Origin of the sequence: Microcystis aeruginosa NIES-4325 (assembly GCF_008974145.1) — a bacterium.
GTDB classification, from domain to species: Bacteria; Cyanobacteriota; Cyanobacteriia; order Cyanobacteriales; family Microcystaceae; genus Microcystis; species Microcystis aeruginosa_G.
Genome location: NZ_BJKP01000025.1, coordinates 1 through 23162 on the forward strand (window position 1 = coordinate 1; position 23162 = coordinate 23162).

General features: G+C 42.8%; 17 protein-coding genes. 6 read left to right on the forward strand and 11 right to left on the reverse strand.

The window, feature by feature from the left end:
- The coding region (locus MiAbW_RS13660; protein ID WP_151696557.1) for a WD40 repeat domain-containing protein at positions 1 to 1535 on the forward strand (1535 nt) is incomplete at its 5' end.
- Positions 1536 to 1710: 175 nt separating this feature from the next.
- On the opposite strand, the gene MiAbW_RS13665 is transcribed toward MiAbW_RS13660, so the two are convergent.
- The 3 genes from MiAbW_RS13665 to MiAbW_RS13675 form a co-directional block, all read right to left on the reverse strand.
- A complete protein-coding gene (locus MiAbW_RS13665) occupies positions 1711 to 2109 on the reverse strand; it encodes a helix-turn-helix domain-containing protein (protein WP_151696558.1) in 399 nt (132 codons plus the stop codon).
- 20 nt (positions 2110 to 2129) lie between these two features.
- Positions 2130 to 2342, reverse strand: a complete 213-nt coding sequence (locus MiAbW_RS13670) for a hypothetical protein (RefSeq protein WP_149977555.1) — start codon at positions 2340 to 2342, stop codon at positions 2130 to 2132.
- A 174-nt stretch (positions 2343 to 2516) separates the two neighbouring features.
- A complete protein-coding gene (locus tag MiAbW_RS13675; protein WP_002795661.1) occupies positions 2517 to 3212 on the reverse strand; it encodes a response regulator transcription factor in 696 nt (231 codons plus the stop codon).
- A gap of 345 nt (positions 3213 to 3557) precedes the next feature.
- Here MiAbW_RS13675 and MiAbW_RS13680 point away from each other — a divergent pair, with 345 nt between their 5' ends.
- Positions 3558 to 5714 (forward strand): putative PEP-binding protein, encoded by a 2157-nt coding sequence (locus MiAbW_RS13680; RefSeq protein WP_151696559.1) that lies wholly within the window; start codon positions 3558 to 3560, stop codon positions 5712 to 5714.
- 82 nt (positions 5715 to 5796) lie between these two features.
- On the opposite strand, the gene MiAbW_RS13685 is transcribed toward MiAbW_RS13680, so the two are convergent.
- Complete coding sequence (locus tag MiAbW_RS13685) at positions 5797 to 8547, reverse strand: glycerol-3-phosphate acyltransferase (RefSeq protein WP_151696560.1); 2751 nt, start codon at positions 8545 to 8547, stop codon at positions 5797 to 5799.
- Positions 8548 to 9268: 721 nt separating this feature from the next.
- Here MiAbW_RS13685 and MiAbW_RS13690 point away from each other — a divergent pair.
- On the forward strand, positions 9269 to 10102 hold the full coding sequence (locus tag MiAbW_RS13690; protein ID WP_151696561.1) for a GIY-YIG nuclease family protein: 834 nt from the start codon (positions 9269 to 9271) through the stop codon (positions 10100 to 10102).
- 528 nt (positions 10103 to 10630) lie between these two features.
- On the opposite strand, the gene MiAbW_RS13695 is transcribed toward MiAbW_RS13690, so the two are convergent.
- Positions 10631 to 11242, reverse strand: a complete 612-nt coding sequence (locus tag MiAbW_RS13695; RefSeq protein ID WP_151696562.1) for a hypothetical protein — start codon at positions 11240 to 11242, stop codon at positions 10631 to 10633.
- Positions 11243 to 11444: 202 nt separating this feature from the next.
- Between MiAbW_RS13695 and MiAbW_RS13700 the strand changes: the two genes are divergently transcribed.
- The gene (locus MiAbW_RS13700) at positions 11445 to 12443 is read left to right on the forward strand and encodes a helix-turn-helix domain-containing protein (protein WP_151696563.1); all 999 of its coding nucleotides are present in this window, start codon (positions 11445 to 11447) and stop codon (positions 12441 to 12443) included.
- A gap of 177 nt (positions 12444 to 12620) precedes the next feature.
- Here MiAbW_RS13700 and MiAbW_RS13705 read toward each other — a convergent pair whose 3' ends face one another.
- Together MiAbW_RS13705 and MiAbW_RS13710 are read right to left on the reverse strand one after the other, a co-directional pair.
- Positions 12621 to 13274, reverse strand: a complete 654-nt coding sequence (locus MiAbW_RS13705) for a HupE/UreJ family protein (RefSeq protein ID WP_151696564.1) — start codon at positions 13272 to 13274, stop codon at positions 12621 to 12623.
- Between the two features lie 14 nt (positions 13275 to 13288).
- Positions 13289 to 14215 (reverse strand): class I SAM-dependent methyltransferase, encoded by a 927-nt coding sequence (locus tag MiAbW_RS13710; RefSeq protein WP_151696565.1) that lies wholly within the window; start codon positions 14213 to 14215, stop codon positions 13289 to 13291.
- Positions 14216 to 14422: 207 nt separating this feature from the next.
- Here MiAbW_RS13710 and MiAbW_RS13715 point away from each other — a divergent pair, with 207 nt between their 5' ends.
- Positions 14423 to 15619, forward strand: a complete 1197-nt coding sequence (locus MiAbW_RS13715) for a homocysteine biosynthesis protein (RefSeq protein ID WP_151696566.1) — start codon at positions 14423 to 14425, stop codon at positions 15617 to 15619.
- On the opposite strand, the gene MiAbW_RS13720 is transcribed toward MiAbW_RS13715, so the two are convergent.
- From MiAbW_RS13720 to lipB, 3 genes are all read right to left on the reverse strand, one after another.
- Positions 15608 to 15838 (reverse strand): hypothetical protein, encoded by a 231-nt coding sequence (locus MiAbW_RS13720; RefSeq protein WP_151696567.1) that lies wholly within the window; start codon positions 15836 to 15838, stop codon positions 15608 to 15610. The two genes, MiAbW_RS13715 and MiAbW_RS13720, sit on opposite strands and share 12 nt — an antisense overlap.
- Positions 15839 to 15905: 67 nt before the next feature.
- Entirely contained in the window at positions 15906 to 17168 is a 1263-nt protein-coding gene (locus MiAbW_RS13725; RefSeq protein ID WP_151696568.1) for a pentapeptide repeat-containing protein, read from the reverse strand.
- 1 nt (position 17169) lies between these two features.
- Positions 17170 to 17838 (reverse strand): lipoyl(octanoyl) transferase LipB, encoded by a 669-nt coding sequence (gene lipB / locus MiAbW_RS13730; protein ID WP_151696569.1) that lies wholly within the window; start codon positions 17836 to 17838, stop codon positions 17170 to 17172.
- Between the two features lie 1504 nt (positions 17839 to 19342).
- On the opposite strand from lipB, the gene MiAbW_RS13735 reads away from it, so the two are divergent.
- Entirely contained in the window at positions 19343 to 20737 is a 1395-nt protein-coding gene (locus tag MiAbW_RS13735; protein WP_151696570.1) for a DUF2252 domain-containing protein, read from the forward strand.
- A 528-nt stretch (positions 20738 to 21265) separates the two neighbouring features.
- On the opposite strand, the gene MiAbW_RS13740 is transcribed toward MiAbW_RS13735, so the two are convergent.
- Entirely contained in the window at positions 21266 to 22990 is a 1725-nt protein-coding gene (locus MiAbW_RS13740; RefSeq protein WP_151696571.1) for a SulP family inorganic anion transporter, read from the reverse strand.
- Positions 22991 to 23162: the final 172 nt, after the last annotated feature.

The window sequence follows — 23162 nt, forward strand, 5'->3', positions numbered from 1 at the left end:
CCTATCATCAAAAGTTCAAAGGTCAACAAGTAACAGGTATTACCTCAGCCGGATATACACCCAATGAACAACAACATGGCCAAGCGGTGATTCAATCAGATTTTCATGCTTTAGGACGAACTTTTGTACATTTATTAACCGGAAAACATCCTTTAGAAATTTATGATCCGATTAATGATGTTTTACCCTGGCGAGAAGAAACGGAAAATATTCACCCGTTATTGTTGGATTTTATTGATGAGTTAATGGGAAGATTACCCAGAAATAGGCCAGCTAATACTAGGGTTATTTTACAACGTTTGGATGAGATTGAACGGCAATTAAAGTCACCTACTATAACTCCTAATAGACCATCTCCACCAGCACCAAATCCGCAGCCTGTTGTAACTCAAAAACAACCGCCAGTTATTCCTAAGATTAATCCTTCTCCGCCGGTTTCACCCGCACCTGTACCCAAAAAAACACCAGCACAACCGGTTAAAAATAATAATCAGAGAAATGGATTAATAGCACTCAGTGGCGTTTTGTTATTAGGAGTAGGAATAACGCAAGGTTACGGTTATTTTAAAAGTCAAGAAGTAAATCCTCAAATTGCACCAATAAACTCACCCACCAATAAACTCACCACAAGAAAAAAAATTTCAGAACATAGTTTTCTCGATAAAACCCTAACTGGTCATTCTGACTCAGTTCAATCAGTAGTATATAGTCCCGATGGCCGCTATTTAGCTAGTGGGAGTAATGACAAAACTATCAAAATTTGGGAAGTAGCAACGGGAAAACAATTGCATACCCTTACTGGTCATTTTAGCTCGGTTTACTCAGTAGCAGATAGTCCTGATGGCCGCTATTTAGCTAGTGGGAGTTGGGACAAAACTATCAAAATTTGGGAGGTAGCAACGGGCAAACAATTGCGTACTCTTACTGGTCATTCTGGTAGTGTTTGGTCAGTAGCATATAGTCCCGATGGTCGCTATTTAGCTAGTGGGAGTGGTGACAAAACTATCAAAATTTGGGAAGTAGCAACGGGAAAACAATTGCGTACTCTTACTGGTCATTCTAACTGGGTTAGGTCAGTAGTATATAGTCCCGATGGCCGCTATTTAGCTAGTGGGAGTTGGGACAAAACTATCAAAATTTGGGAAGTAGCAACGGGAAAACAATTGCGTACTCTTACGGGTCATTCTAACTGGGTTAGGTCAGTAGCATATAGTCCCGATGGCCGCTATTTAGCTAGTGGGAGTTGGGACAAAACTATCAAAATTTGGGAGGTAGCAACGGGCAAACAATTGCGTACTCTTACTGGTCATTCTGGTAGTGTTTGGTCAGTGGCATATAGTCCCGATGGCCGCTATTTAGCTAGTGGGAATGGTGATAAAACTATCAAAATTTGGGAGGTAGCAACGGGAAAAGAATTGCGTACCCTTACTGGTCATTCTCATGTGGTTTTGTCAGTAGTATATAGTCCCGATGGCCGCTATTTAGCTAGTGGGAGTTGGGACAAAACTATCAAAATTTGGCGGGTGGGACAGTAAACTTGTGTTGGGGGTGACAGCAATAACTTTTGTCTATCAAAAATGAGCGACACTTGCGGGAAACTGCACCGATGTCTTTAAAAATATTGGGTTTTAGCTCAAATTATTGAATCGAGCAGTTTTCTCCTAAGTATTAAATCGCTCAACCCAACCGACAAGCTAGAGGGGATCGTATCTACATCAACAAACTATAATCTACATGAAAGAAATGTCCTAATAATTTCGCCTGTTCTTGGGTAATTGACCCTTTTCCTTCAATTAAACTAGAGGCAATTTTGTCAGAGCCAAGGATTCTGGCTATGTCTTTCTTATTAACGCCTTGGTGTTCCATCAAAAACAATAACATAGAATGAGGTGTGGTTGATTCCTGTAGATAAAAGCTTTTTTCAAAATTCTCAATTAAAAAAATTAGAAGCTCATAAAGTTCATCTTCTTCGGGAGTTCGCTGCTGACGGTGCATTAATTCTTCCACAATAGCCAAAGCTTTTTCATTTTCTGCCTCTGTTTTAATAACTTTAGGTAAATGGCGAGCTAGTAATTCTTTGTATTTTTCTGGATTAAAAGTAAGGGTCATCGGTGTCAAGGAGATACATTTCAGGATTCGGATGCTTCCTCGGCTAAAGGTTTTAGAGACTGGCGGTACTCTTGACCAAACTGCATTGCCTCTTCGTAAACCGGATCGTCAGCAAAAGTGCCGACAATTTTTTCCCACCAGGGAGTTTCGCTGACAGTAGGTAGCAAACGCTTAAGCAGTGCTACTTCAGCTTCTAAAGTTGCTAGTCTTATCTCTAGATCAGTGCTTAACATGGTTGACATATCCTCCTATTCTGCTCTTGCTCGAAGGTTCGCTCTAAAACAAAATTTGTTTCAACGCCAGAAGCCATAAGATGAACTGATGAAACGTTTTCCATCGGTAATTCAGTTGCTTGTTATCGTCAGTTATTGACACTCCCGTCCGCTACTTTGTCCTTAGCTGCTATATTAACTGGTTAAACCGTGTTTTAGGGCAAAACGTACCAATTCCGTGCGACTATTAGTACCAGTCTTGCTAAATAAGCGACTGACGTATTTTTCTACGTTTCTGACGCTGGTTTCTAGACGACTGGCAATTTCTTTATTCATCAATCCCTCCGCTACTAAATCTAAAACACTTTGTTCCCGGGGGGTAAGGTCAATTTTAATCGGGGGGGGAGTAGTAGTAAAAGTGTTCTGCTGTCCCACCTGCTGTTTTAATTCCCGGATATCTCGGGCAATTTCTTCTAATCTAGCGTTTTCGCTGGTGGCTTGCAAGGATTGACGACGGCGCTCGATTAAAGACTTGATTAATGCTTCTAATTCTTCGGGATCGAAAGGCTTGGATAAATAAGCATCACAACCAGCATTATAACCCTGAATGCGATCGCTTGTCATCCCCCTAGCGGTGAGAAAAACCACGGGAATTGTCTGAAAACGAGCATCTTCGCGCAATTTCTTGAGAAACTGATAGCCATCCACCTGCGGCATCATAATATCAGAGATGACTAATTCCGGAATTTCTTGATTGAGTAAATCCCAGGCTTCGTTAGCATTACTAGCAGTTCTTACCTCGAAGTCATCCCCGTACTGTAGATATGCTTGCACAGATTCACGAACCCCCGGTTCGTCATCCACTAACAAAACTTTCGCAGGTGTGTCCATCAATTTCTCGCAGCGATCGAATATTGTCCGAATCCTATCTTATCAGCTATCAGGAGCCGGTCGTCAGTAGTCAGGAGATAGGAGTCAAGAGTCAGGAGGCAGGAGATAGGAGTCAGTAGTCAGGAGATAGGAGTCAGGAGATAGGAGTTAGGAGATTGCTTTTATTTATTCTCCCCTCTCTACACCCTACACCCCACACCCCACACCCTACACCCCATACCCCACACCCCACTCCCCAGATCATCCTCAAGATAGTGACGGTGAGTTAAACTAGCAGATAGAACTAAAAAGTTACAAAAATCACACAATGATTTTATAATCCTTTCACCATTCTTAACAAATCCCGTGACCATTCTCTGCTGGCTCGATCACATTAGTGCTTCTGATCGCCCCCTGGTGGGGGAAAAAGCTTTTATTGCCAGTGAATTACACCAGCGAGGATACCCAATTATCAGGGGATTTGCCATTTTTAACCGCATTTTTGCGGAATTTTTGGAAACTATCAATAATGCTGACTCGTTCCTGACTGATTTTCCGCAGTCTTCCCTCTATTTAGACGTAGATAACGCAAAAGCTCTGCAATTAGTTGCCAAAGAAAGTCGGCGCGCCATTTTACAAGCGCAAATTCCTCCTCTCTGGTTAGAAGAACTAGCGGCGGCCGTGGCACAATTATCCATGGCTACCCTAGTATGGCGCTTTTCCTTACCTGCTCATCTAGCTCGGCGAACTCTCGGTTTATTTTCCGCCCCCATCAGTGGAATTAAAACAGATAATCTAGAAAATGCCCTAAAACAAGCTTGGGCGGAGTTATTCACCGCCAGAAGTCTATTTTATTGGCGAAAAGTGGGAATTGGTTTAGAAAACATTCAATTATCTTTACTGGTACAACCGTTATTACCAGCCAATTGTGCGGGAAATGTGCTGATTAATGAGGATAACTGGCAAATTCAGGCGGTTTGGGGATTAGGACACAGTTTAGCTAATGGAGAAGTGGCACCGGATACCTATATTATCGATCGCTCTGGTCAATTACGCAGTCGGCAATTAGGCAATAAATCCAGGGCTTATTATCTCAATAGTGACAGTAATCTGCTTGCACCACAATTATTAGCGCCCAGTTTACAGGAAAGCTACTGTTTAGATAATTTCGCCCTCGATCGCCTTTGTCAACTGGTTCAATCTCTACTGGCGGAAAAACCCACTCTAACCAGCATAGAATGGCTGATGATGCTGGATGGTCAAATTTATATTCTTAACTGTCACAGTCAGGAAATCACCGCTACTACCTCCCATTATCCCTTAAGAGGATTAGGGGCATCCCCGGGGTTGGCATCGGGAGTGGCAAAAGTTATCGGCAATTTCGACTCCCCAGAGGCAAATTTTCAGGATTGCATTCTGGTTACTACTAATTTACCTCCGAAAAAACTGCCCCATTTACGCCAAATTCGAGGAATGATCACGGAACAGGGGGGATTAACTAGCCATGGAGCCATTTTAGCCCGGGAATTAGCCATTCCTGCCGTTGTCGGGGTTAAAAATGCCACGGAAATTATCCGCTCAGGCGAGATAATTTTAGTAGATGGTACGAGGGGAATTATTTCTCTAGCATCTCAGGAAAAGATTTCCTTACCCCCTCCACCCCCCAGAGAAACCGACGGGACGGCAATTGCTACCCGTTTGATGGTTAATCTCAGTCAAACTGAAAGTATTGTCGGAATCCAAGAACTGCCTATTGATGGGATCGGTTTATTGCGATCAGAATGGATGATTTTAGAGTTACTTTCTCAGCGTAATCTAGAAGAATGGTTAACACCAGAGCATCAAGAAGCATTGATCGAGAGATTAAGTGATTTAATCGCACAATTTGCCCTTAGTATCCAACCTAAGCCTTTATTTTATCGTTCTTTTGATGCTCAACATTCGGCTAAAGACAGTCGGGGAACCCATGGTTATATTTTAGATCCGACTCTATTCGATCTAGAATTGCAAGCTTTACGACGGGTACAAACCACCGGCGCCAGCAATATTAATTTACTGCTTCCCTTTGTCCGCGGGGTTGAAGAATTTATTTTTTGCCGGCAACGGGTACAGTCGGCTTTACTCACTCAAGTCCCTTCTTTCCAATTGGGGATAATGGTGGAAGTACCGGGGGTAATCTTTCAATTGAGGGATTATGTGCAAGCAGGGGTACAGTTAATCGCTATTGGTACTAATGATTTAACTCAATTACTTTTAGGCAGCGATCGAGAACATTTCTCAGAATATTTTAACGCCCGTCATCCCGCAGTCAGGGCAGCTTTAAAACAAATTATCACTCAAGCAAAAGTTTTACAGATTCCCTGTTCCATTTGCGGCATGGCCATCGTCCAGTATCCTGAACTTATCGATGATCTGATTGCTTGGGGTGTGACTTCTCTTTCGGTGGATAGGGAAGCAGTTTTAGCCACTAGAGAGGCAATTGTTCGCGCCGAAAGAAGGTTTTTATTGGAAAATGGCAGATAACCTCGGCAAAAGGGATGTTAGGAGTTGGCTGTTGGGGAAGATGTTAAGTACCCCAGATAGGGAACAGCTTGTCCCCTAATGCCTAGAGAATTTCAATAATTCCTTGACTACCATCGAGACGAATTAATTGACCATCTTTTAACAATTTCATGGCATGATGCACATCCATAACCGCTGGAATTCCGTATTCTCTGGCAATAATAGCACCATGGGATAATTGTCCTCCCACCTCGGCAATAATGCCCACAGCCCGGGATAATAAAGGGGACCATCCTGAGTCAGTATAGGGAATAACGAGAATAGTATTAGGGGCAATTTCTAGATTTTGTAAGGTTGGCATAATTTTGACTCGTCCCTCCACTGTCCCCCCACTGGCGGCAATTCCCTGTAAGCGTTTTTTTGCAGTTAAATTTGAAACTAAAAATTCTTTTTTCGGTGGTTGTCCATAAACGATATAGGGAATATCGGTTAATTGATAGTTTTCTTGGAATTGTTGGCGACGCTGATGGATAATCTGATTAAGATTGGCGATTTTATTATTCTGACCTAACTGGGTAACTTCTGAGTAATTTAGATAAAATATATCTCCCGTCTCCGATAATATTTGCTGCTGTAACCAGAGGGTTTCCAAAGCGAGAAAATGCCAGCGTAGGTGAGCTAAAAGACGGGAGTAAATTTCAGTTACCTGGTTTTTGATATTTAATCTTTTTTGGACAGTATGGGAAGATTTAACTTTTTTATGGCTATTATTACCCGGACTATCTAAGGGGAGTTGTAGCAGCTCTTGGGGATTTTCTCGCCATCTCGGTATGGAAATATCAGTCCCCACTTCGCTTAAATAACCGTAGGTTTCTAACCAGAGGGAAAAAGCTGAGTCAAAATCTCGATCAAGCGTATTTTTTCTCAGTTCAGATAGCGATCGCATTGAGGCTATTTCTGGTGCTTGGGAGTTATCTAATTTCTCAAAAGGTACTCGCGAAATACTGCGACGCAAAGCGAAGCTAAGAGGGGCAAGAATACTATAATAGGTAGCTTTTTTTAAGACGGTTAAAATTTCTTCAATTTGCCCTAAAATCTCCCCAGAAGATAAAGCTTCTAGGGAAGTAGCGTTAATTTTTTCGAGCGTCGGGATAAAATAGGTTTTTTGATCTTGGCTAAAGTCTTTTTCTAACTGTAATTCCCGTCCTAAAAGTTTTAATAAACCAGGGGAATTAGCCAAGGTTGTCGTTAACGGTGGTTTGGTAAACTTTGCCCCTTTGGTCAGGAATTCTAAGCTTTCTGGAGGTAATCCCATGCGAAGGAAAATTGTTCCTAACAAAGAAGCATTAAAATAGGCTCTTTGATAGTGTAAAGTCGCTGTTTCATTGAAGTCCAAATCAATAGCTTTTTTGTCTAAAACTAACTGGAAAATATCTCCCCAAACTCCACAGGTTAAAGGACGATTAATCGACCAAGGCAAAGGACGAATCACTCCAGGTATAACTTCCGCAGCGATTTTTCTTGTCCAAATTGGCTGTAAATTAGTGATAGGACGGCACTGTAATAACCATAATTTTTGTCCGTCATGAGTCCATTCTATATCTTGGGGAATGCCATGATCAAGGGTTTCTAATTGCCGACAAAGATTAGCTACCTGTTGAATAATAGCCGGGGGAATATCTCCCTCTCCGATGATGATATTTTCTTCTAAATTAACTCGATAACTTTCGGGGGTGATTCTTCCCGATACAACTCTGGTGGCATCTCCGGGTAAAGCTTCAATAACCACATCTAAACTGAGAGGATTAATCGGATCACGACTGAAGGCAACTCCCGAAAAAACTCCTCGAATTTGTTCTTGAATTAACACAGCCATGGCCGTGTTTTCTTGACCTCGATCAAGTCGATAATTAACAGCATTAGGATTATTATAGGAGGTTTGGCAACTTAAAATCGCCGCCGCTAAATTTTCTCGATCGACAACGTTAAGAATTGTAGTATATTGTCCGGCAGATGAAGCGGTTTCACTATCTTCTCCAATAGCGGAAGAGCGCACGACTAAGGGATGATTGATATCAGGATTAAGGGATTCTATCAACGGTTGTGGATCATCCCCCGGTGGTAAAATCCAACCCCTAGGAATGGGATAACCAGCACGCTTAAGATAGGCTAGAGTGGCGGCTTTTTGTCCCACTTTTACAGTTGCCAGATTGTCATCAAGAGTTTGGATCGATCGATCTCCACGAAAAAAACGAAACATAGTTTTTGATTCATTGTTAACACTTGCTTCGGGTAAGTCTAAATCGTCGGCTATTTTTTGAAAAATTGCCCCTAATAGACAGGCTAAAGCAATGGCAGTTATAATATAACCTGAATCGTGGGGACGGCGCAAGGTGAGAATTAAAGCTAATAAAAATAATCCTACCAATCTACCCGTAGATTTTTCTCGAAAAATAGTAAAGCTAATCCCACTAATAATTGAGGTGAGAAAAACAGCGACAAAATCGTGAACCATTAATCCCCAGAAAACGTTAGTAGTTCCCGCACCTTTTCCTAACCAATAGCGCCCCATGACTAAGGCAATTAAAGCTAATAATTCCCAAGTGGATCCGGTGGGAAAAAAGCAACGGGTTAGGAGAATAACGATAATTCCCTTGGCTGCTTCCGAAATTACCGCCAAAATTCCTACTAATTTACCGCCATGGTAAAAAGCGGCAGTTACACCGATATTACCAGTGCCTAATTGGGATAATTTACGTCCAGTTACGAGATAATTTATCCAATCGATCAGAGGCAATCCCCCGATTATAGGACAGACTAAAAAAATAAATAGGGATCCCAAAATTTCTGTCATTATATTTTCTGGATATAAAAAATAGTTACTTCTCGGTGGAGTCCTGTCAGGTATCGGGATTAGAATAATTCGGACCACACTCCCTTAAATCTTATATAGTATTTTAGCTCTACCAACCCACGACATTATTTATTTTAAATTTTACTTTATAAATACTTACAGCTTTTCTCGGAAAGATGAGGTATAATGACAACAGTGATTGCAGCAATTACGGGTGTCTTTCTTGGAGACTGACCTAAAAGCTTCTTCGGGAGCCTTGTTTAAATCTGGATAATTTTTCGGTTGTAATTTTACCAAGATAGACTTGGCTTTTGGGCAAAAGTTTTCAATAGTTTTCAATCGAGGTAAAGTCGAGAGAGTAAGTATGTAAATAAACTATCTTAGACTCCTTCTTCTCCCACAGCTTGACGGACTTCTTCGCTGACATGAATTTTATCACTCACCGTTCGCTTATTTCTGGAAACGAAAATTTGATAAATTGTCTCAAATGTAGTCTAGCAAACGCATTGAGCGTTCTACCCGCATATTTGTTAGTACAAAAAGACCATTTTGAGGTTAAGGAATCGCCACTGTTCTGCTTACCTTATTCGCTAAAAAGCATACAGGATAAAGGTTACGGCAATTTTAAAACCCTTACCTTAAAAAACTAAGCCAACAATGAGTTATAATTGATAGCAATTACACAAAATTATTATCTTGGAAATAAAATAAGACTAGGTTTATGCTGCTCGATCCTTTGGCAATGTCTTCAGTAGAACTAGATAATTTAAATCAACTTCCTGATTGTTCGGCCATATATTTTGCTATCGATTCTCAAAATATAATTCTTTATATTGGTCAAGCAGTTAATCTTTTAAATCGCTGGAAAAATCATCATCGTATATATCAATTACAAGAAATTAATCAAGATTATCCTGTAAGAATAGCTTGGCAAGTTTGCAATAATGAAGAATTAAATGAAATTGAACTATATCTAATTAAACATTTTCAACCTTTGCTAAATAGAACAGAAGTTAAATCTCCACAAGTTGTACCATCAGAGTTAGTCTTCCGAAATTTTCTCAGGGAATTTTCTCGACGATTAATCATTATTGGGGTTAAACCACAAACTTCTCAAGAGCTACCACATATTCATTTGAAATATGACTGGACAGATTGTTCTCCGAAAGGGACAGCCGCAAAGATTAAAAATTTTATTCAAGAAAATAATCATATAAATACCAGTTTTAAGATTAGAAGAAAACCTTGGGGAAGAATCAGGGAGCCCGAAGAGTTTCAAATAGGCAGTCGCGGACAAAAAGCCCTAGCTCGTCAGAATCGTTCCTATAATAATCATTGGGAAATGGCTTGTAATGGAGTAATAATCCATATCACCCCTACCGATAATTATAAACAGATTAAATCAATAACAAATTTTCAAAAACTTGCTGGGGTAAAAATGAGAACAATCCCAGAACATGATTTTAAGAGAATGTCTAATCAATATCCTTATGATTTTGCGGATTTATGCTGCTTTGTCGATGATTTAGTTCCGTTACTTTGGATTGAAGGGTAATTTTGAATGGGTGCATCTCAATTTTGTAGAAATATCTATATTACATTTTGGGCGCAAGCGTTCATTGCTGTCAACTTAAGGAAATAGCCCCCGAAATTTGTTGAGAGAGAGCCTCCCTTTCCCTGTGTCGTTTACTTTCAGCTTTAACTCAGCCAAAAAGTTTAGCTCGCTCGGCTAAATAAGTAGTCGTGCAAAATTAATTTCCTAGTCGAGACGGGAGACAGCTATCAGTTATCAGTTATCAGTGGGTAAGTTATCAGTTATCAGATTTGAGTTTTAAGTGTGCAGTATTAAATAGAAGTTTCCTACTGTCTTTTCACTGATTACTGTTTACTGATCACTGATTAGTGTTCACTGTTTACTGACAGCAAAAAGCTGACGATTGCTCATCATTTATCGCACTATAAGTAGTCGGACATAAATAAACAACACTATCTTAAGGAATGTAAAATAGGCGGTTTTCGCTGTTGCATACAGCTTTCTACCCTATTTACAAAACTTTATACAGCAGCGAAAACTTATGTCCGACTACTTATCATTAGTAATGGTAACGATAATTTTTTGCAGCTTCGCACCTTGAAACTCGCCAGGAATCTCGTGTTTATATCGAATTAGGAAGTTAGGAGTATGATTGGAAAAAGTTCTGATAATATCGACATTTTGTTCGATGTTATTAATATACAGTTTCATCTTATATATCGTGCTGTCACCCAACTTTTCATCGGAAGGGGCGATTATCTCTGGTTTGGTAAATTCAACTTTCAGTGTCACCTCGCCACTAAGACGAGGAAGATCACAAGTGATCTTCTGTTGCTGCCCTAACCAGTTATAGACATAACATAGTTTTCCCTGATAGATGTAGAAACTATGTTCACCAAAATATCCGCCGTGCGCTATCAGAACAGCTTGTAATTCCCCTTTAGCTTTGGAGAAATCAATAGCTGCTTCGATCGCATAGAAACGAGTGCTAATATTAGGAGCAACAGCCTCGTAAATTTCTGATATCCCTGGATAATAGGTATAGCTAAATGTGGTATATTTTGAGTCATCAGAAAATGCAGGGGGACGTAATTGAGGAATTTCTCCACCCAATACCGCAGACCCAGAGCAATCTTCAAGGGGCATATATTGTTTAGCCATCGAAATCTCCTTAGTAATTGATAACGGAAAAAAGTGAGAGATTTAACTGGGATTACACTGATGGAAAAAATTAACAAATCAACTTTGCTGTAACTCAATACTACTCAGTCCTCTATGCTAAGATGATCCAAAAAACGCAAGTTTTTAAATTGATGGGCAAAAAAAGTTTAATTTTACTTAATAACCAAGTAGTTATATATAGATGTTTATTTTTGACAGTAAAACCGATATTTTAATTGATTCTCAGGAATTAACCTTTAAAAGTGAATATTTTTGTGACTTTTCTCGCTATTTTCAGAATCGAGAATTTCTCGACTTAAATGCTTTACAACTCAGTGGTGATAATTTTGAAGGGTATCTTTCAAAGCTCATCACTAATGAAGTGATGTTAGAGTTATCTCAACGTAATTGTTTAACTAAACTTGCAGGAATAATTCATTCTAAAATGTGGGTTTTGGCGATTCCTGTTCAGGTGAATCCTGTCTTGTTTCAAGATTTGTACCCATTAGAAAATAACTATCTGGGTATTCTCCCCCCTCAATCAGAATTTTCAGTTTTTCAGCATCCTTTTTCTAATCGTTTTCAGCTTTACATTGATGATGATTATATTCAGAAATTGTGCCAAACTTTAGAGTTACCAGAAGCGAAAAAGTTTTTAAATTCTTCCGATTCTTCTATTGTGATTTGCCCAGCGGAAAAAATTTGTCATCTCCAACAATCTTGTCATCAACTTTATCAAATGCTATTTAATTTAGATCATCTATCTTGGCAAAGAAAAGCAATAAGATTGAATTTTGTTAGACAAAAATTAAAAGAAGAAATTGTCAAAGATTTTCTTTTGACCTTAGCAGTAACCAAAGATATTAAAACTCCTAAAAACGCTATCAGACGTACCTCTATCCTCAAAAAAGCAGAAGAAATGATGAGAAAAAATCTGCGTTCTGATCTTACTATTCCAGCGATTTGTCAGGAGTTAGAAGTAAGTCAACGCACCTTAGAATATATATTTAAAGACTTCTATCAAATGTCTCCCTACAATTATTTTAAATTGCTTCGTCTTAATGCTTTACACCAATCTCTTCACCAAAATAATCAGACAAAATTAATTCATGAAATTGCCGAAGAATTAGGTTTTTTTCACCGAGGATATCTGGCCTCTGATTATCAAAAACTGTTTGGTTACTTCCCCTCGAAAACCTAAAAAAATAGTAGGTATAGGAACTAGGATTATTTTTAGATTTATGGCTTATTTTTGATTTAGCGGCTCTTCCGCACTTGTTTGGTAGGGGCGTATCATTGTACGCCCTTTCTTCGACCAGATTTGCTGATCACCATAACCTCAAGAGAGCCATTAATAATTAGCCCCATCGAGATTAATTTACTTAATTCCCACTAAAAAAGTTGTACCGATCGCCATAATTGCCAATCCGATGAACTTGCTAATTAGAGTCGCTTGCTGGGCTAATTTTTCCTTGATGACACTGCCAAGGAAAAAAGCCCCAGATGCGATCGCTAATTGGATCACAGTAAAACCGATTAAATAGGCAACTAAAGCGGCAACTCGCGCCCCGATAATGGATTCTCCGTAGGCATAACCGTGGAAAATTCCTGCAATCATTGCCAGAGTTGCCAGAGCGATCGTATAGAGATTAGAATGATTTTGGAAACCTTTTTTCAGGGTTAAAATCACGCCAAAAATCACCACAGAAAGGGCAATAATTCCTTCAGGAAACAGTAAATTTATTCCCTGTAAATGAATGCCTGTGCCGATTAAAGTAGCAATCGCAAAAGCGATCGGAATTAATAAACCCTGTTCCATCCCCACAGCAATTAAACCACTAGCCACCACAAAAGCTAAATGATCTAAACCGATAACCGGGTGAGCTAAACCCGATAAAAATCCGTTCAAAAAATTATCAGGAGTTTCCCCTGCCATGGCATGATGAGCGAGGGTTTTGCTGGCAAAAATTAACAGGAATAGGGGGACAATAGTTAATATCCTTGTCCAGCTTTGACGAAAAATTATCTTCATTGATTACCTCAAAATTATGATTCGGAAACCTGCGCAACAATCGCCCGGTGTCGGGGACTGGTGGGGGTAATGATCGGTGCTTGAAACCCCGCTTCAACTAATGCCCGTTCGATATCGAGAGTAAAATATTGATCGAGATAGGGTTCGGTACTCTTGAGTAAGGTTAGGACATAAGGGGGCATTTTTCGATAAATTTCCGAGCGCGGATTCATATCCATCAGCGTCAAATAACCTCCCGATCGCAATAAACGACGCGCTTCGGCGAAAATTTCTCTAGTAGTCTGTTGGGGTAGTTCGTGGAACATTAAAAACGAAGATACCAGATCGTAGGACTGACTGGGTAATTGAGTTTTTTCTGCGGCTGCGTGTTGCCATTGAATCGTCTTTTGTTTTTGTTGAGCTTGGTATTGGGCAACGGCTAAATAGTAGGGAGAGAGATCTAACCCAGTTACCCTGGCTTGCGGATAAGTATCTTGCAGCGCAAAGCTACTCATGCCGACACTACAGCCTAAATCCACAATATCGTTAATTTCTGCCTTGATTTGCTCCTTCAATATCTGGTGATATTCCCGTCGCAATCGCGGATCGCCGTCAATCCCCGCCCCGGGCCAGATGGTAGAATGGACAGCATAGGCGGCAGATTCTACCTCAAAAGCCGGCAACCAGTCTAAATTGCCCTTTTCGTAAGCGTGGAAAGAACAAACGTAGTATTCGGGATAGACGAGATCGGGATTTTCTACCGCTTGCAGTTCCTGACTCCAATCCCGTTGCTGCCATTGTTTGACGGTTTCCCGCCAAGGTACGCCTAGTTTTTCGGCCCTTTTAATCATCATATTGCGCGCCTGATAGCGAGCGATGTTAAAAAGCGGTTTTATGCCGAGAATACGGTTAACTAGACCAGAAACAGGATTAAAGGAGGCCGGAACGGGTGTAACTGTCATAGAAAAGCTTCGATCGTAAATTTTCCCTTTTTCATCTTATCGATTGTGAGGACAATTGATATCAAGTAAACAATGAAAAAGCTATCAGCCGTCAGCCATCAGTGACTCGGACGGTGATCATAACTAGAAACTTGGCTCATCGATCTAAAAATAAATGCTGATAGCTGAGAAAACCGATAACTGATTAATGAGACACCATTTCTGATCATGAGAACAATCGCTGAAATCAACGACAAAATTGCGAAAAAAACGGCTGTAGTCTGGACAGTAGAGGAATTAAAAAGCCATGTGAGCGAGATGGGAATTAAGGAGGTTTTTTCCCAAGTAGATGTGGTTTGTACGGGAACTTTTGAACCGATGGAATCTTCGGGGGCAATGATTAATTTAGGTCAGACGGATCCGCCGATAAAAATTCGTCAATGTTGGTTAGATGGGATTCCTGCTTATGCCGGTTTTGGGGCGGTGGATTTATACTTAGGAGCCAGTGCTATTAGTGATCTAGCGGCCAAAAATGAGAATTTAGAGGGAGAAAATCCTGAAAGGGGCGGCGGACATATTATTGAGGATTTAATCGCCGGAAAATCGATTCAATTGCGCGCTGTCGGCCAGGCCACCGATTGTTATCCTCGCACTTCTTTTGAAACGATTATTTCTAAGGATACCATCAATCAATTTTATCTTTTTAATCCTCGCAATCTCTACCAGAATTTTATCGTCGGAGTCAATGGGGGAGAGCAGACTTTATATACTTATTTAGGACCACTACAGCCGCGATTAGGTAATGCGGTTTATTCTAACCCCGGAGCCATTTCTCCCCTGTTAAATGACCCTGATTTAGAGGCTATAGGCATCGGTACGCGCATTTTTTTAGGGGGAGGAATCGGTTATATTGCCTGGGAAGGAACCCAACATTTTCCCCTGCAAAAACGCCTACAAAATCGCACTCCTATTGGACCGGCTTCTACCTTAGCCTTAATTGGTGATGCTAAACAAATGAATTCTCGCTGGGTGCGGGGTTGTTATTTCAAAAATTATGGGGCTTCTTTAATGTTGGGGGTAGCAGTACCGATTCCGATTTTAAGCGAGGAAATTGTTCGACATTGTGCGGTAAAAGATGAGGAAATAGTCGCTCCAGTGGTAGATTTTTCTATTCCTCGGCGAGTCCGTCCTACCTTTGGTTTAATCACCTACGCTAAACTAAAAAGCGGTCGGATTATGATCGAGGGAAAAAGTGTTAAGGTGGCTCCTTTGGCTAGTATTTCCCTGTCCCGGGAAGCCGCTTTAGAATTAAAAGCACTGATCGAATCGGGGGAATTTACCCTCACAGAACCCGTGGCAAAAATTAATCTAGAGCGGACTTTTATCCCCCAGGATCGTTGGGGCGGAAAATTATCAATTGAGTGAGGAGTTAAGGGATTGCGTGCAGGTGGCACAACTACAATTAAGATGACGAAAAATCGGATTTTCTTCCCCAGTTGTCTTGCCGATAATCATGTCACCTAAGTTCTCGGTATTGAAAATAGGATGAAAGGACTCTGGCGCAGCTTGTACGGAGTTAGTGGTAACTAATAGGGTTAATAAACTAGCGGAAGCAGTGGCAAGAATAACGACTTTTTGATTCATAAATTTGTGGTAATTATTGGCCATGAATACCACTGATTATAACACTGCCGACCGCCCACCGCCTCCGTTAACGACCTAAAAGATTAGCAATATCAGTACATCCCCCCGGAATGGTTGCGCGGGACTTTTCCCCACACCAACGACAACAATAGTGACGTTGTTCCTCGCTCATGTTTTTCACCCCAGTAAAATTGACATTTTCTACCACTGCTCCCGTGTGTTCTCCGCTGTCATAATTGGGGGGAACGGTACGACTGCGGGGGGTAGCATTTTCTGGGGAACCATAAAATAAACGCATCCCCTTGATATCTGCCCCTCTTAAATTAGCTTCGTAGAGAATTGTCCGCGATACATTTGCTTTTACCAAATCGCTATAACTTAAATCGGCCCGCACCATATTCGCTTCGCTTAAATCGGTCCAGCGCAAATCCTGCCCAGAAATGTCGGCCCCCGCTAACATTACTCCCAATTGTACTACTCTTGTACCGAACTCTCGATCCTCCGCATAACCCCCTTCCCCGTCTAGAATCGGTCGGCCCAGATAACGATCGCGTTTAATCGGTGATAATAGCCGCGATTGACTCAAAAAACGCAGTATTTTCGCTTTCCCGGAGGCATCGACACTGCTGAGGATGGAAGCGGTGCGACCTTCTGCGATCGCTCTTTCCTGGGGCCAATCTTCTAAAAATCCCTCCTCATCCAAGGCTAGATCGGAAATACCCTGAAAATAGGAATCGATCGTCTGTTGTTGGGTAATGCGATTTTGTTGTATGGTTAAATCCTTAGAGATAACGTACTGTTCCCAGGCCACATAGACAGCTAACACGGCGATCATAATCTGTCCCAGGGCCCCCACCCACTCGGCCCAAGAACCGAACTCATCGTATTTAAAACTCTCTAACCATCGCAATATGCGATCGTAAACTCCTAAATATTTCCCTAATCCAGCCAGAGCGGCTATAAAAACGATAAAAGCGAAAACGGTCTGACGTTCAGAGGGGGTGAGATAATGGGCGATCCACTGGCGAATAGAGGGCAAAATCACCTGTAAAGATATTAATATCGCTACTATCGCCCCAGAAAAGCCTAACCAGTCCCAGCTAAAGACGAGGCCGATGGTCATCACCATCAGGGGGGCCAGTAATAACCCCGCGTTACCTGGTCGAAGATCTTTTAATACTAGGATGCGCTGACGCAGAGGATTACGGGAAGATAAGGAGGAGACGTATTCGGAGGCATCGGGGGCTGATAAACTGGCTTTACCGTTATTTTCGGGGTTATCAGTCCTATTTTCCGCAGCGAGTTTTTCTGGGTCTTTGTGATCGCTCATGTTAATCCTTGTCAAGAAAAAATAATTCCACACCGAAAACTGAGGCGAAAACTCTCGATAAATCTTGCTGTACTTGCATAAGACTAATATTAGGTAGAAACTGCTGTAAACTGCCCACGGGTTTATTAGCAATCCCACAGGGAATAATTTCGGCAAAACCGCTTAAATCTGGACAAACATTAATGGCAAAACCATGATAGGTAATCCAACGACTAACTTTAATACCGATCGCCGCTATTTTATACCCTTCTACCCATACCCCCGTCAAGCCCCCGATTCTTTCCCCCGACAATCCATAAATAGCAATAGTTTGCAGGATGACTTCTTCTAATTGTCGCAAATACCAGTGTAAATCCTGCTGATAATAGCGCAAATTGATGATCGGATAGCCCACTAACTGTCCCGGACAGTGATAGGTGACTTCCCCTCCTCGCTCGATTCGATGCACTTCTTTGTCGGTTTTGTCAAGATTAAATTTAATAAACTTAATATCTGAACCAGTACCGAGGGTGTAAACGGGAGGATGTTCCAGTAGTAGCAAAATGTCGGGTAAGTCGGGATTAGCAATTCTCGCCTCCACCAGCGATCGCTGGTGCGCCCAGGCGAGAGAATAGGGAGTGATTGCCTGAATTTTTAGCCCACAGAGACGAGGTATTTTTTGTGCATTCATCGAGAGATATAATTGGTCAAATTATTGAAGAAATGTGGAAGATCAGCAAGGAAAATTAAAAGAAGGGAAAAATAGATGTTGGGTAGAATAATAAGCGCTAATCTCAAGTTTATCCTCATCGCCGCCAAAAAAGCACCAAAACAAGTTCAATCCTTGATTGAGCAACCCCACCAACAGTTCCTTGATACCATTTTTCTTGATTCGTAGCAGGTATCTTACTCCCCTATCCCCTTAGATGATGTTCCATTTAAATTAAGTACAGCTGATTTTGAGTCAATCAATTTTACTGAAGATTCTCAAGTTTATCTTTCTCTAACCAAAAGAGTTAGTCACAATAATTAACCTTTAATCTTCTGCCAATATTTATTATGAATAGATTGATAAATCTTGCTCTCAAGCCATTAAAAGCTTATCTCTCTTGAAATTGTCTGAGAGTACATCCTGCGATGTCGGGGGGTTGGGGGGTGACAAAATAAATGTGCTTGAATTGAAGTATTAGCTTCAAATACTGGTGTGTCTAGGTCCTGCAAAAATTGGTTCTTCCGAACTTACACTGTAGAAAATTCCTCAAGTTCCCTCTCTGCCCAGCAATGCTCTAAAGTTGATAAATATCAATCTAATAAAAACTCAAAGCCTTAGTATATAAGCTTTTCAAGCATGAGTTGTTGATAGTGTTACATGACAGGTTCGGTAGAGCCCAAAAATTTTACCTACTACAGGCTTCGGCCGCGAGACTTCGGACGTTCGGCGAGACTTCGGCGTGAGCTTTTGTCGAACGCTCAGCCGAACGGTCAAGACCCTTAAAAGAAGAAGTTATTCGAGATTTTGTCAGGAGACTGGACACTTATTCTTAGTTGTGCTTCGTGTCACTGAGCCTTTACATTGAGCCTTTACATTGAGCCTGTCGAAATGTGTCGAAATGTGTCGAAGTGCTGTTCTATGCTGGCCTTTGTTTCATCCCTTCTCTAAAATCTATCCCTTATCGGTATCTTTCTTAATAATTTTTTCAGTAAGCACTCCAACCCTTATCCTGACTTGATTTCAGTTTTTTCTTTGTCAGTAAGGGTGTCAACAAGGAATATTACAAATTGTTAACCGAGTCTTGAAAGCGTTGTGCTACAAAAGTTTGAAATGTTAAGAAAGATGTGACTAATGGACAGCCCGACATTTGAGATAAAATTTTGTTACGAGCATTCCACAAGCAATTTTTGAGCAAGATACAATCGGAATGGCAGGGCTGCCATTGGGATAAAAGTTAAGCAAATTTAAGGGATAGCCATTTCAGAAAAAATGTGTCATCGATGATGTTGATCTTACCCAGATAGGAAGCGAGTGAAGATTAATTGTTGAACCGAGCATCAGAAGCTATCTCTAAAGGGGGCAATGTTAGAAAGTTATCCCAGAAGGGGAACCATCACTCTTGACTTATCTATTTCCTATTGCTTGTATTCATTTAGTCATCTAACAGCAAGGGATTTAATCTCATTCAGGGGAAAAAGTCACTATGAACCACCAAATAGAAACCCCGATCCGGTCACCTTCTCAAGCTCGATTCCGTTCGCGGGAGGAACGCATCCAGATCGGTAAATCTCTGCGGGAGCGATTGCTGCGTTCTAGTCACGCTATCTGGCAACCCCCCGCAGCTGGTCGAGACCCGATCGAGATCATCGAAGCATCAAATCGGGGGCGATTACAGGAATTGATTCCCATCCGCTACGGACGAATGTTGCGGAGTCCCTTTACCTTTCTGCGCGGTTCCGCTGCCTTGATGGCCTACGATCTGGCCTCCACTCCCAAAACCGACATTATCGTGCAGGCCTGCGGGGATTGCCACCTGTTGAACTTCGGATTTTTTGCCACCCCCGAACGCAATTTAGTCTTCGATATCAACGATTTCGACGAAACCCTGCCCGCACCTTGGGAATGGGATCTCAAGCGTCTCGTGGTCAGCTTTGTCATCGCCGGCAGGGATAGCGATTTATCCGATCGAGAATCGAAGGCGGCAGCGATCGATTGCGCTCGTTCCTATCGAGAACACCTGCGGGAATATTCTCGCCTCAGTCCGTTAGAGGTATGGTACACGCGCATAGGAGTAGAACAGGCGATCGAGATGGCTCCCGACGAAAAGACGCGGAAGTTGCGGGAACAGATGATGGCAAAAGCCCGCGAGCGCATCATCGAACATCTCTACCCCAAGATTGTCACCCAAACTGGCGGACGCAATCGCTTTGTCGATCAGCCGCCTATTCTCTACCATGTCAACGAACCGGATTGGGAGACTCTCGTGCGCGAGGGTCTGGAAGACTATCGCCAATCCCTGCCGGAGGAACGCCGGGTCCTGTTTGATCGCTACCAGTTAGAGGACTTTGCCCTGAAAGTGGTAGGCATTGGCAGTGTCGGCACCAGATGTTATATCGCCCTATTGTTCTCGGAAGATAACCATCCCCTCATCCTACAAGTTAAGGAGGCTTGCCCTTCGGTTCTGGAACCCTATACCACCAAGAGCCAGTATGAAAATCAGGGACAACGGGTAGTTACAGGCCAGAGATTGATGCAATCCTCTAGCGACATATTTTTGGGCTGGACCAAGGGAAGAGGTGGCAACAACTTCTATTTACGACAACTGCGGGATATGAAGTTTTCCCTGCCCATTGAGGGAGTATCGGCCGTCCAACTGCAACGCTACGCCGAGTTCTGCGGCTGGACTTTGGCCCGCGCCCACGCCAAATCTGGAGACGCAGCCACTATTAGCGGTTATTTGGGGAAAGGAGATCAGTTCGATCTAGCCATGGGCGAATTTGCGATCGCTTATGCCGAGCAGACAGAACGAGATCACGCCGCTTTGGTGGAAGCGGTTAAAACAGGAAGGGTCGAGGCTTTGGTAGAAGAATATTTATAGCATTAAGCTATCAGCCTGTTATTTCTCGACCTTACATTATGGGCGCAAGCGTTGCGCCCCTATGCACATCGGGGGACACGGGGGGGACATAGGAAAAGTAACGCGCAAGCGTGAGAACCACCTCTGGGTTGGATAACGCAACGCATCTAATTTAACCTCAGTTCGGGATAAGCTAAAACCCTGATGCTACCGTAGCCTGAAACTCCTATTCTTTCCTGGAAGCTATGACAAAATTCCCTTAAACCGAACTGGCGTTAATTTAAGTGGACTCGTTGAACCAAGAATCCCGAAGCTCTTAGTGTGATGGGAGTGTCAACTAATGGTCAGCCTTGAGCCAGGGGCTAAAATCTCGCTCTTTTGTCGGGAAAAGGGGCGCATATTCTAGGTTAAAGGTGAAAATTTACCCCTTCCCCGACTTCTGTAAGAAGTTTTCTGTTTATTTTTTTGGGTAATGATTTGGTAGTATTAGTTTAGGTCTGTAAACTGAGAATTTCCCCCTAGATTGTCTAGGAATGAGCGGTGAAAGTGTCAATATCGAGGCTCGGATGATTGGGGTAAGTTACGATGATGAAAGGCCTCGATCGCTTTCTCTAGAGTTGCATAAATACGTTCGGTCGAGATCGTCTCGGATAGGTCTCCTTTTTTTAATTGCTGATATAAATCTTGCTTCACCCGCGCCATGGCGAAAGTAATACCACGGCCGATTAATTCTCGATGTAATTCTTTCAACATATCGACCGCCGTAATATCGATATCTAGAATCGCTTCGGCATTGAGAACGAACCACTCGACGGGGACCTTCTCCGCCTCGATCGCCGCTATTGCCCGTTTGCGAAAATTCTCGGCGTTGGCGAAACAGAGGGGCGCGTCGTAACGGTAGAGAACCAATCCGGGGATCGTCGTTGCGCCCTGCCAATCCTCGATGTCGTGCAGGGCGGCCAGATTCGGTACTTCCCCCAAAACCGCATCGTGTGGTCGCATCAGCCGCGTGAACAGATCGACCACCGATAACCCCACGGCAACCCCTACCCCGACGAGGATATCCGTGGCCAGGACACCGAACATGGTGACGAGCGCCAATCGGAACTCACTGGTTTTGAAACAACGCAGACGGTTGAACTCCGATATCTCGATCAGACGGAGCGCGGCATAAATCACGATCGCCCCCAGGGCCGGTTTCGGAAACAGGGATAGCATCGGGCGTAAGAACAAGAGTACCAAAATCACGATCAGAAAAGCCACCAGGGAAAACAGTTGCGAGCGACTGCCCAGAGAATCGCCGATCGCCGTGCGACTGCCGCTACTGCTGACGGGAAAGCCTTGCATGATGCCGTTGCCGATATTCACCGCCCCGAGGGCGAGTAATTCCTGATTGCCATCGATGCGATAGTCGTTTTTCGCCCCGAACGCGCGCGCGGTCAAGACGTTATCGGAATAGCCGACGAGGGCGATACCGATTGCCGAGGAGAGTAAATAGACGAACTGCTGAGGAGAAAAGCCTCTCGGTACTTTCAAACTCGGTAAACCGGCGGGAATTTCCCCGATCACGGCGATGCCTCGCTCGTTCAGATGAAACAAATATACTGCCGATGTCGCCAGTAGAACCGCGAGTAAAGGACTGGGGACATTGGGAAAGCGACGTTGTACCAATAGCAGGAAAATTAAAACAGCGGCGGCAAGAATCAGAGTTGGTGGGTGAATCTCCGGTAAATGTCGAGAAAATTCCCAGATCTGTCCGAAAAGCGATTCCGCTTTCAGTGACATCCCGCTAATTTTTCCCAACTGACCGACGATCATGATCACCGCCACTCCGGCCATGTAGCCGACGAGAATCGGTTTGGAAAGGAGATCGGCGAGAAAACCCAACTGGGCGAAAGCGGCGAGGCAGCAGACGCTCCCCACGAGTAAGGCCAATAGACTACACAGACTGGCGTAGTTGCTACTATCCCCCGCGACGAGGGGCATGATAGCGGCGGCGGTCATCACTGCCGTCGTCGATTCCGGCCCGACGGAGAGTTGTGGTGAGGAACCGAGCATCGCATAGATAAGCATCGGCGGTAGGATCGCCCATAATCCGGCGATCGGTTGTACTCCAGCCAGTTCCGCGTAGGCCAGACATTGGGGAACGAGATAGGCCGCCACGGTGATCCCCGATATGATATCTCCCCGCAACCAGGCCGAGCGATAGGATCGCAGACGCTTTAACCCGGGTAGGGAAAACCGCTCCCTAGAAAAATTTAATCGAGTCGCCATCCTCACTCTTCTCCTGTCATCGAAGTTCCTGTTGTGGGAATATTGGTGGCAAGAAAGCGTTAAATATCCGTGAGTGGGAATGTCTTTTTTATGGGACTTTCCATTCAAAAGCTACCTCGACCTTTAGCCCTAGCGGAAAACTTTCCTGTCAGCGAGCGATCGCCTTTTTGAG

Excerpts from the sequence above, each read along its gene's own strand:
- MiAbW_RS13665 (WP_151696558.1), bottom strand. The coding sequence starts at position 2,109 with ATGACCCTTACTTTTAATCCAGAAAAATACAAAGAATTACTAGCTCGC.
- MiAbW_RS13670 (WP_149977555.1), bottom strand. The coding sequence starts at position 2,342 with ATGTTAAGCACTGATCTAGAGATAAGACTAGCAACTTTAGAAGCTGAA.
- MiAbW_RS13675 (WP_002795661.1), bottom strand. The coding sequence starts at position 3,212 with ATGGACACACCTGCGAAAGTTTTGTTAGTGGATGACGAACCGGGGGTT.
- MiAbW_RS13685 (WP_151696560.1), bottom strand. The coding sequence starts at position 8,547 with ATGACAGAAATTTTGGGATCCCTATTTATTTTTTTAGTCTGTCCTATA.
- MiAbW_RS13690 (WP_151696561.1), top strand. The coding sequence starts at position 9,269 with ATGCTGCTCGATCCTTTGGCAATGTCTTCAGTAGAACTAGATAATTTA.
- MiAbW_RS13695 (WP_151696562.1), bottom strand. The coding sequence starts at position 11,242 with ATGGCTAAACAATATATGCCCCTTGAAGATTGCTCTGGGTCTGCGGTA.
- MiAbW_RS13700 (WP_151696563.1), top strand. The coding sequence starts at position 11,445 with ATGTTTATTTTTGACAGTAAAACCGATATTTTAATTGATTCTCAGGAA.
- MiAbW_RS13705 (WP_151696564.1), bottom strand. The coding sequence starts at position 13,274 with ATGAAGATAATTTTTCGTCAAAGCTGGACAAGGATATTAACTATTGTC.
- MiAbW_RS13710 (WP_151696565.1), bottom strand. The coding sequence starts at position 14,215 with ATGACAGTTACACCCGTTCCGGCCTCCTTTAATCCTGTTTCTGGTCTA.
- MiAbW_RS13715 (WP_151696566.1), top strand. The coding sequence starts at position 14,423 with ATGAGAACAATCGCTGAAATCAACGACAAAATTGCGAAAAAAACGGCT.
- MiAbW_RS13720 (WP_151696567.1), bottom strand. The coding sequence starts at position 15,838 with ATGAATCAAAAAGTCGTTATTCTTGCCACTGCTTCCGCTAGTTTATTA.
- MiAbW_RS13725 (WP_151696568.1), bottom strand. The coding sequence starts at position 17,168 with ATGAGCGATCACAAAGACCCAGAAAAACTCGCTGCGGAAAATAGGACT.
- lipB (WP_151696569.1), bottom strand. The coding sequence starts at position 17,838 with ATGAATGCACAAAAAATACCTCGTCTCTGTGGGCTAAAAATTCAGGCA.
- MiAbW_RS13735 (WP_151696570.1), top strand. The coding sequence starts at position 19,343 with ATGAACCACCAAATAGAAACCCCGATCCGGTCACCTTCTCAAGCTCGA.
- MiAbW_RS13740 (WP_151696571.1), bottom strand. The coding sequence starts at position 22,990 with ATGGCGACTCGATTAAATTTTTCTAGGGAGCGGTTTTCCCTACCCGGG.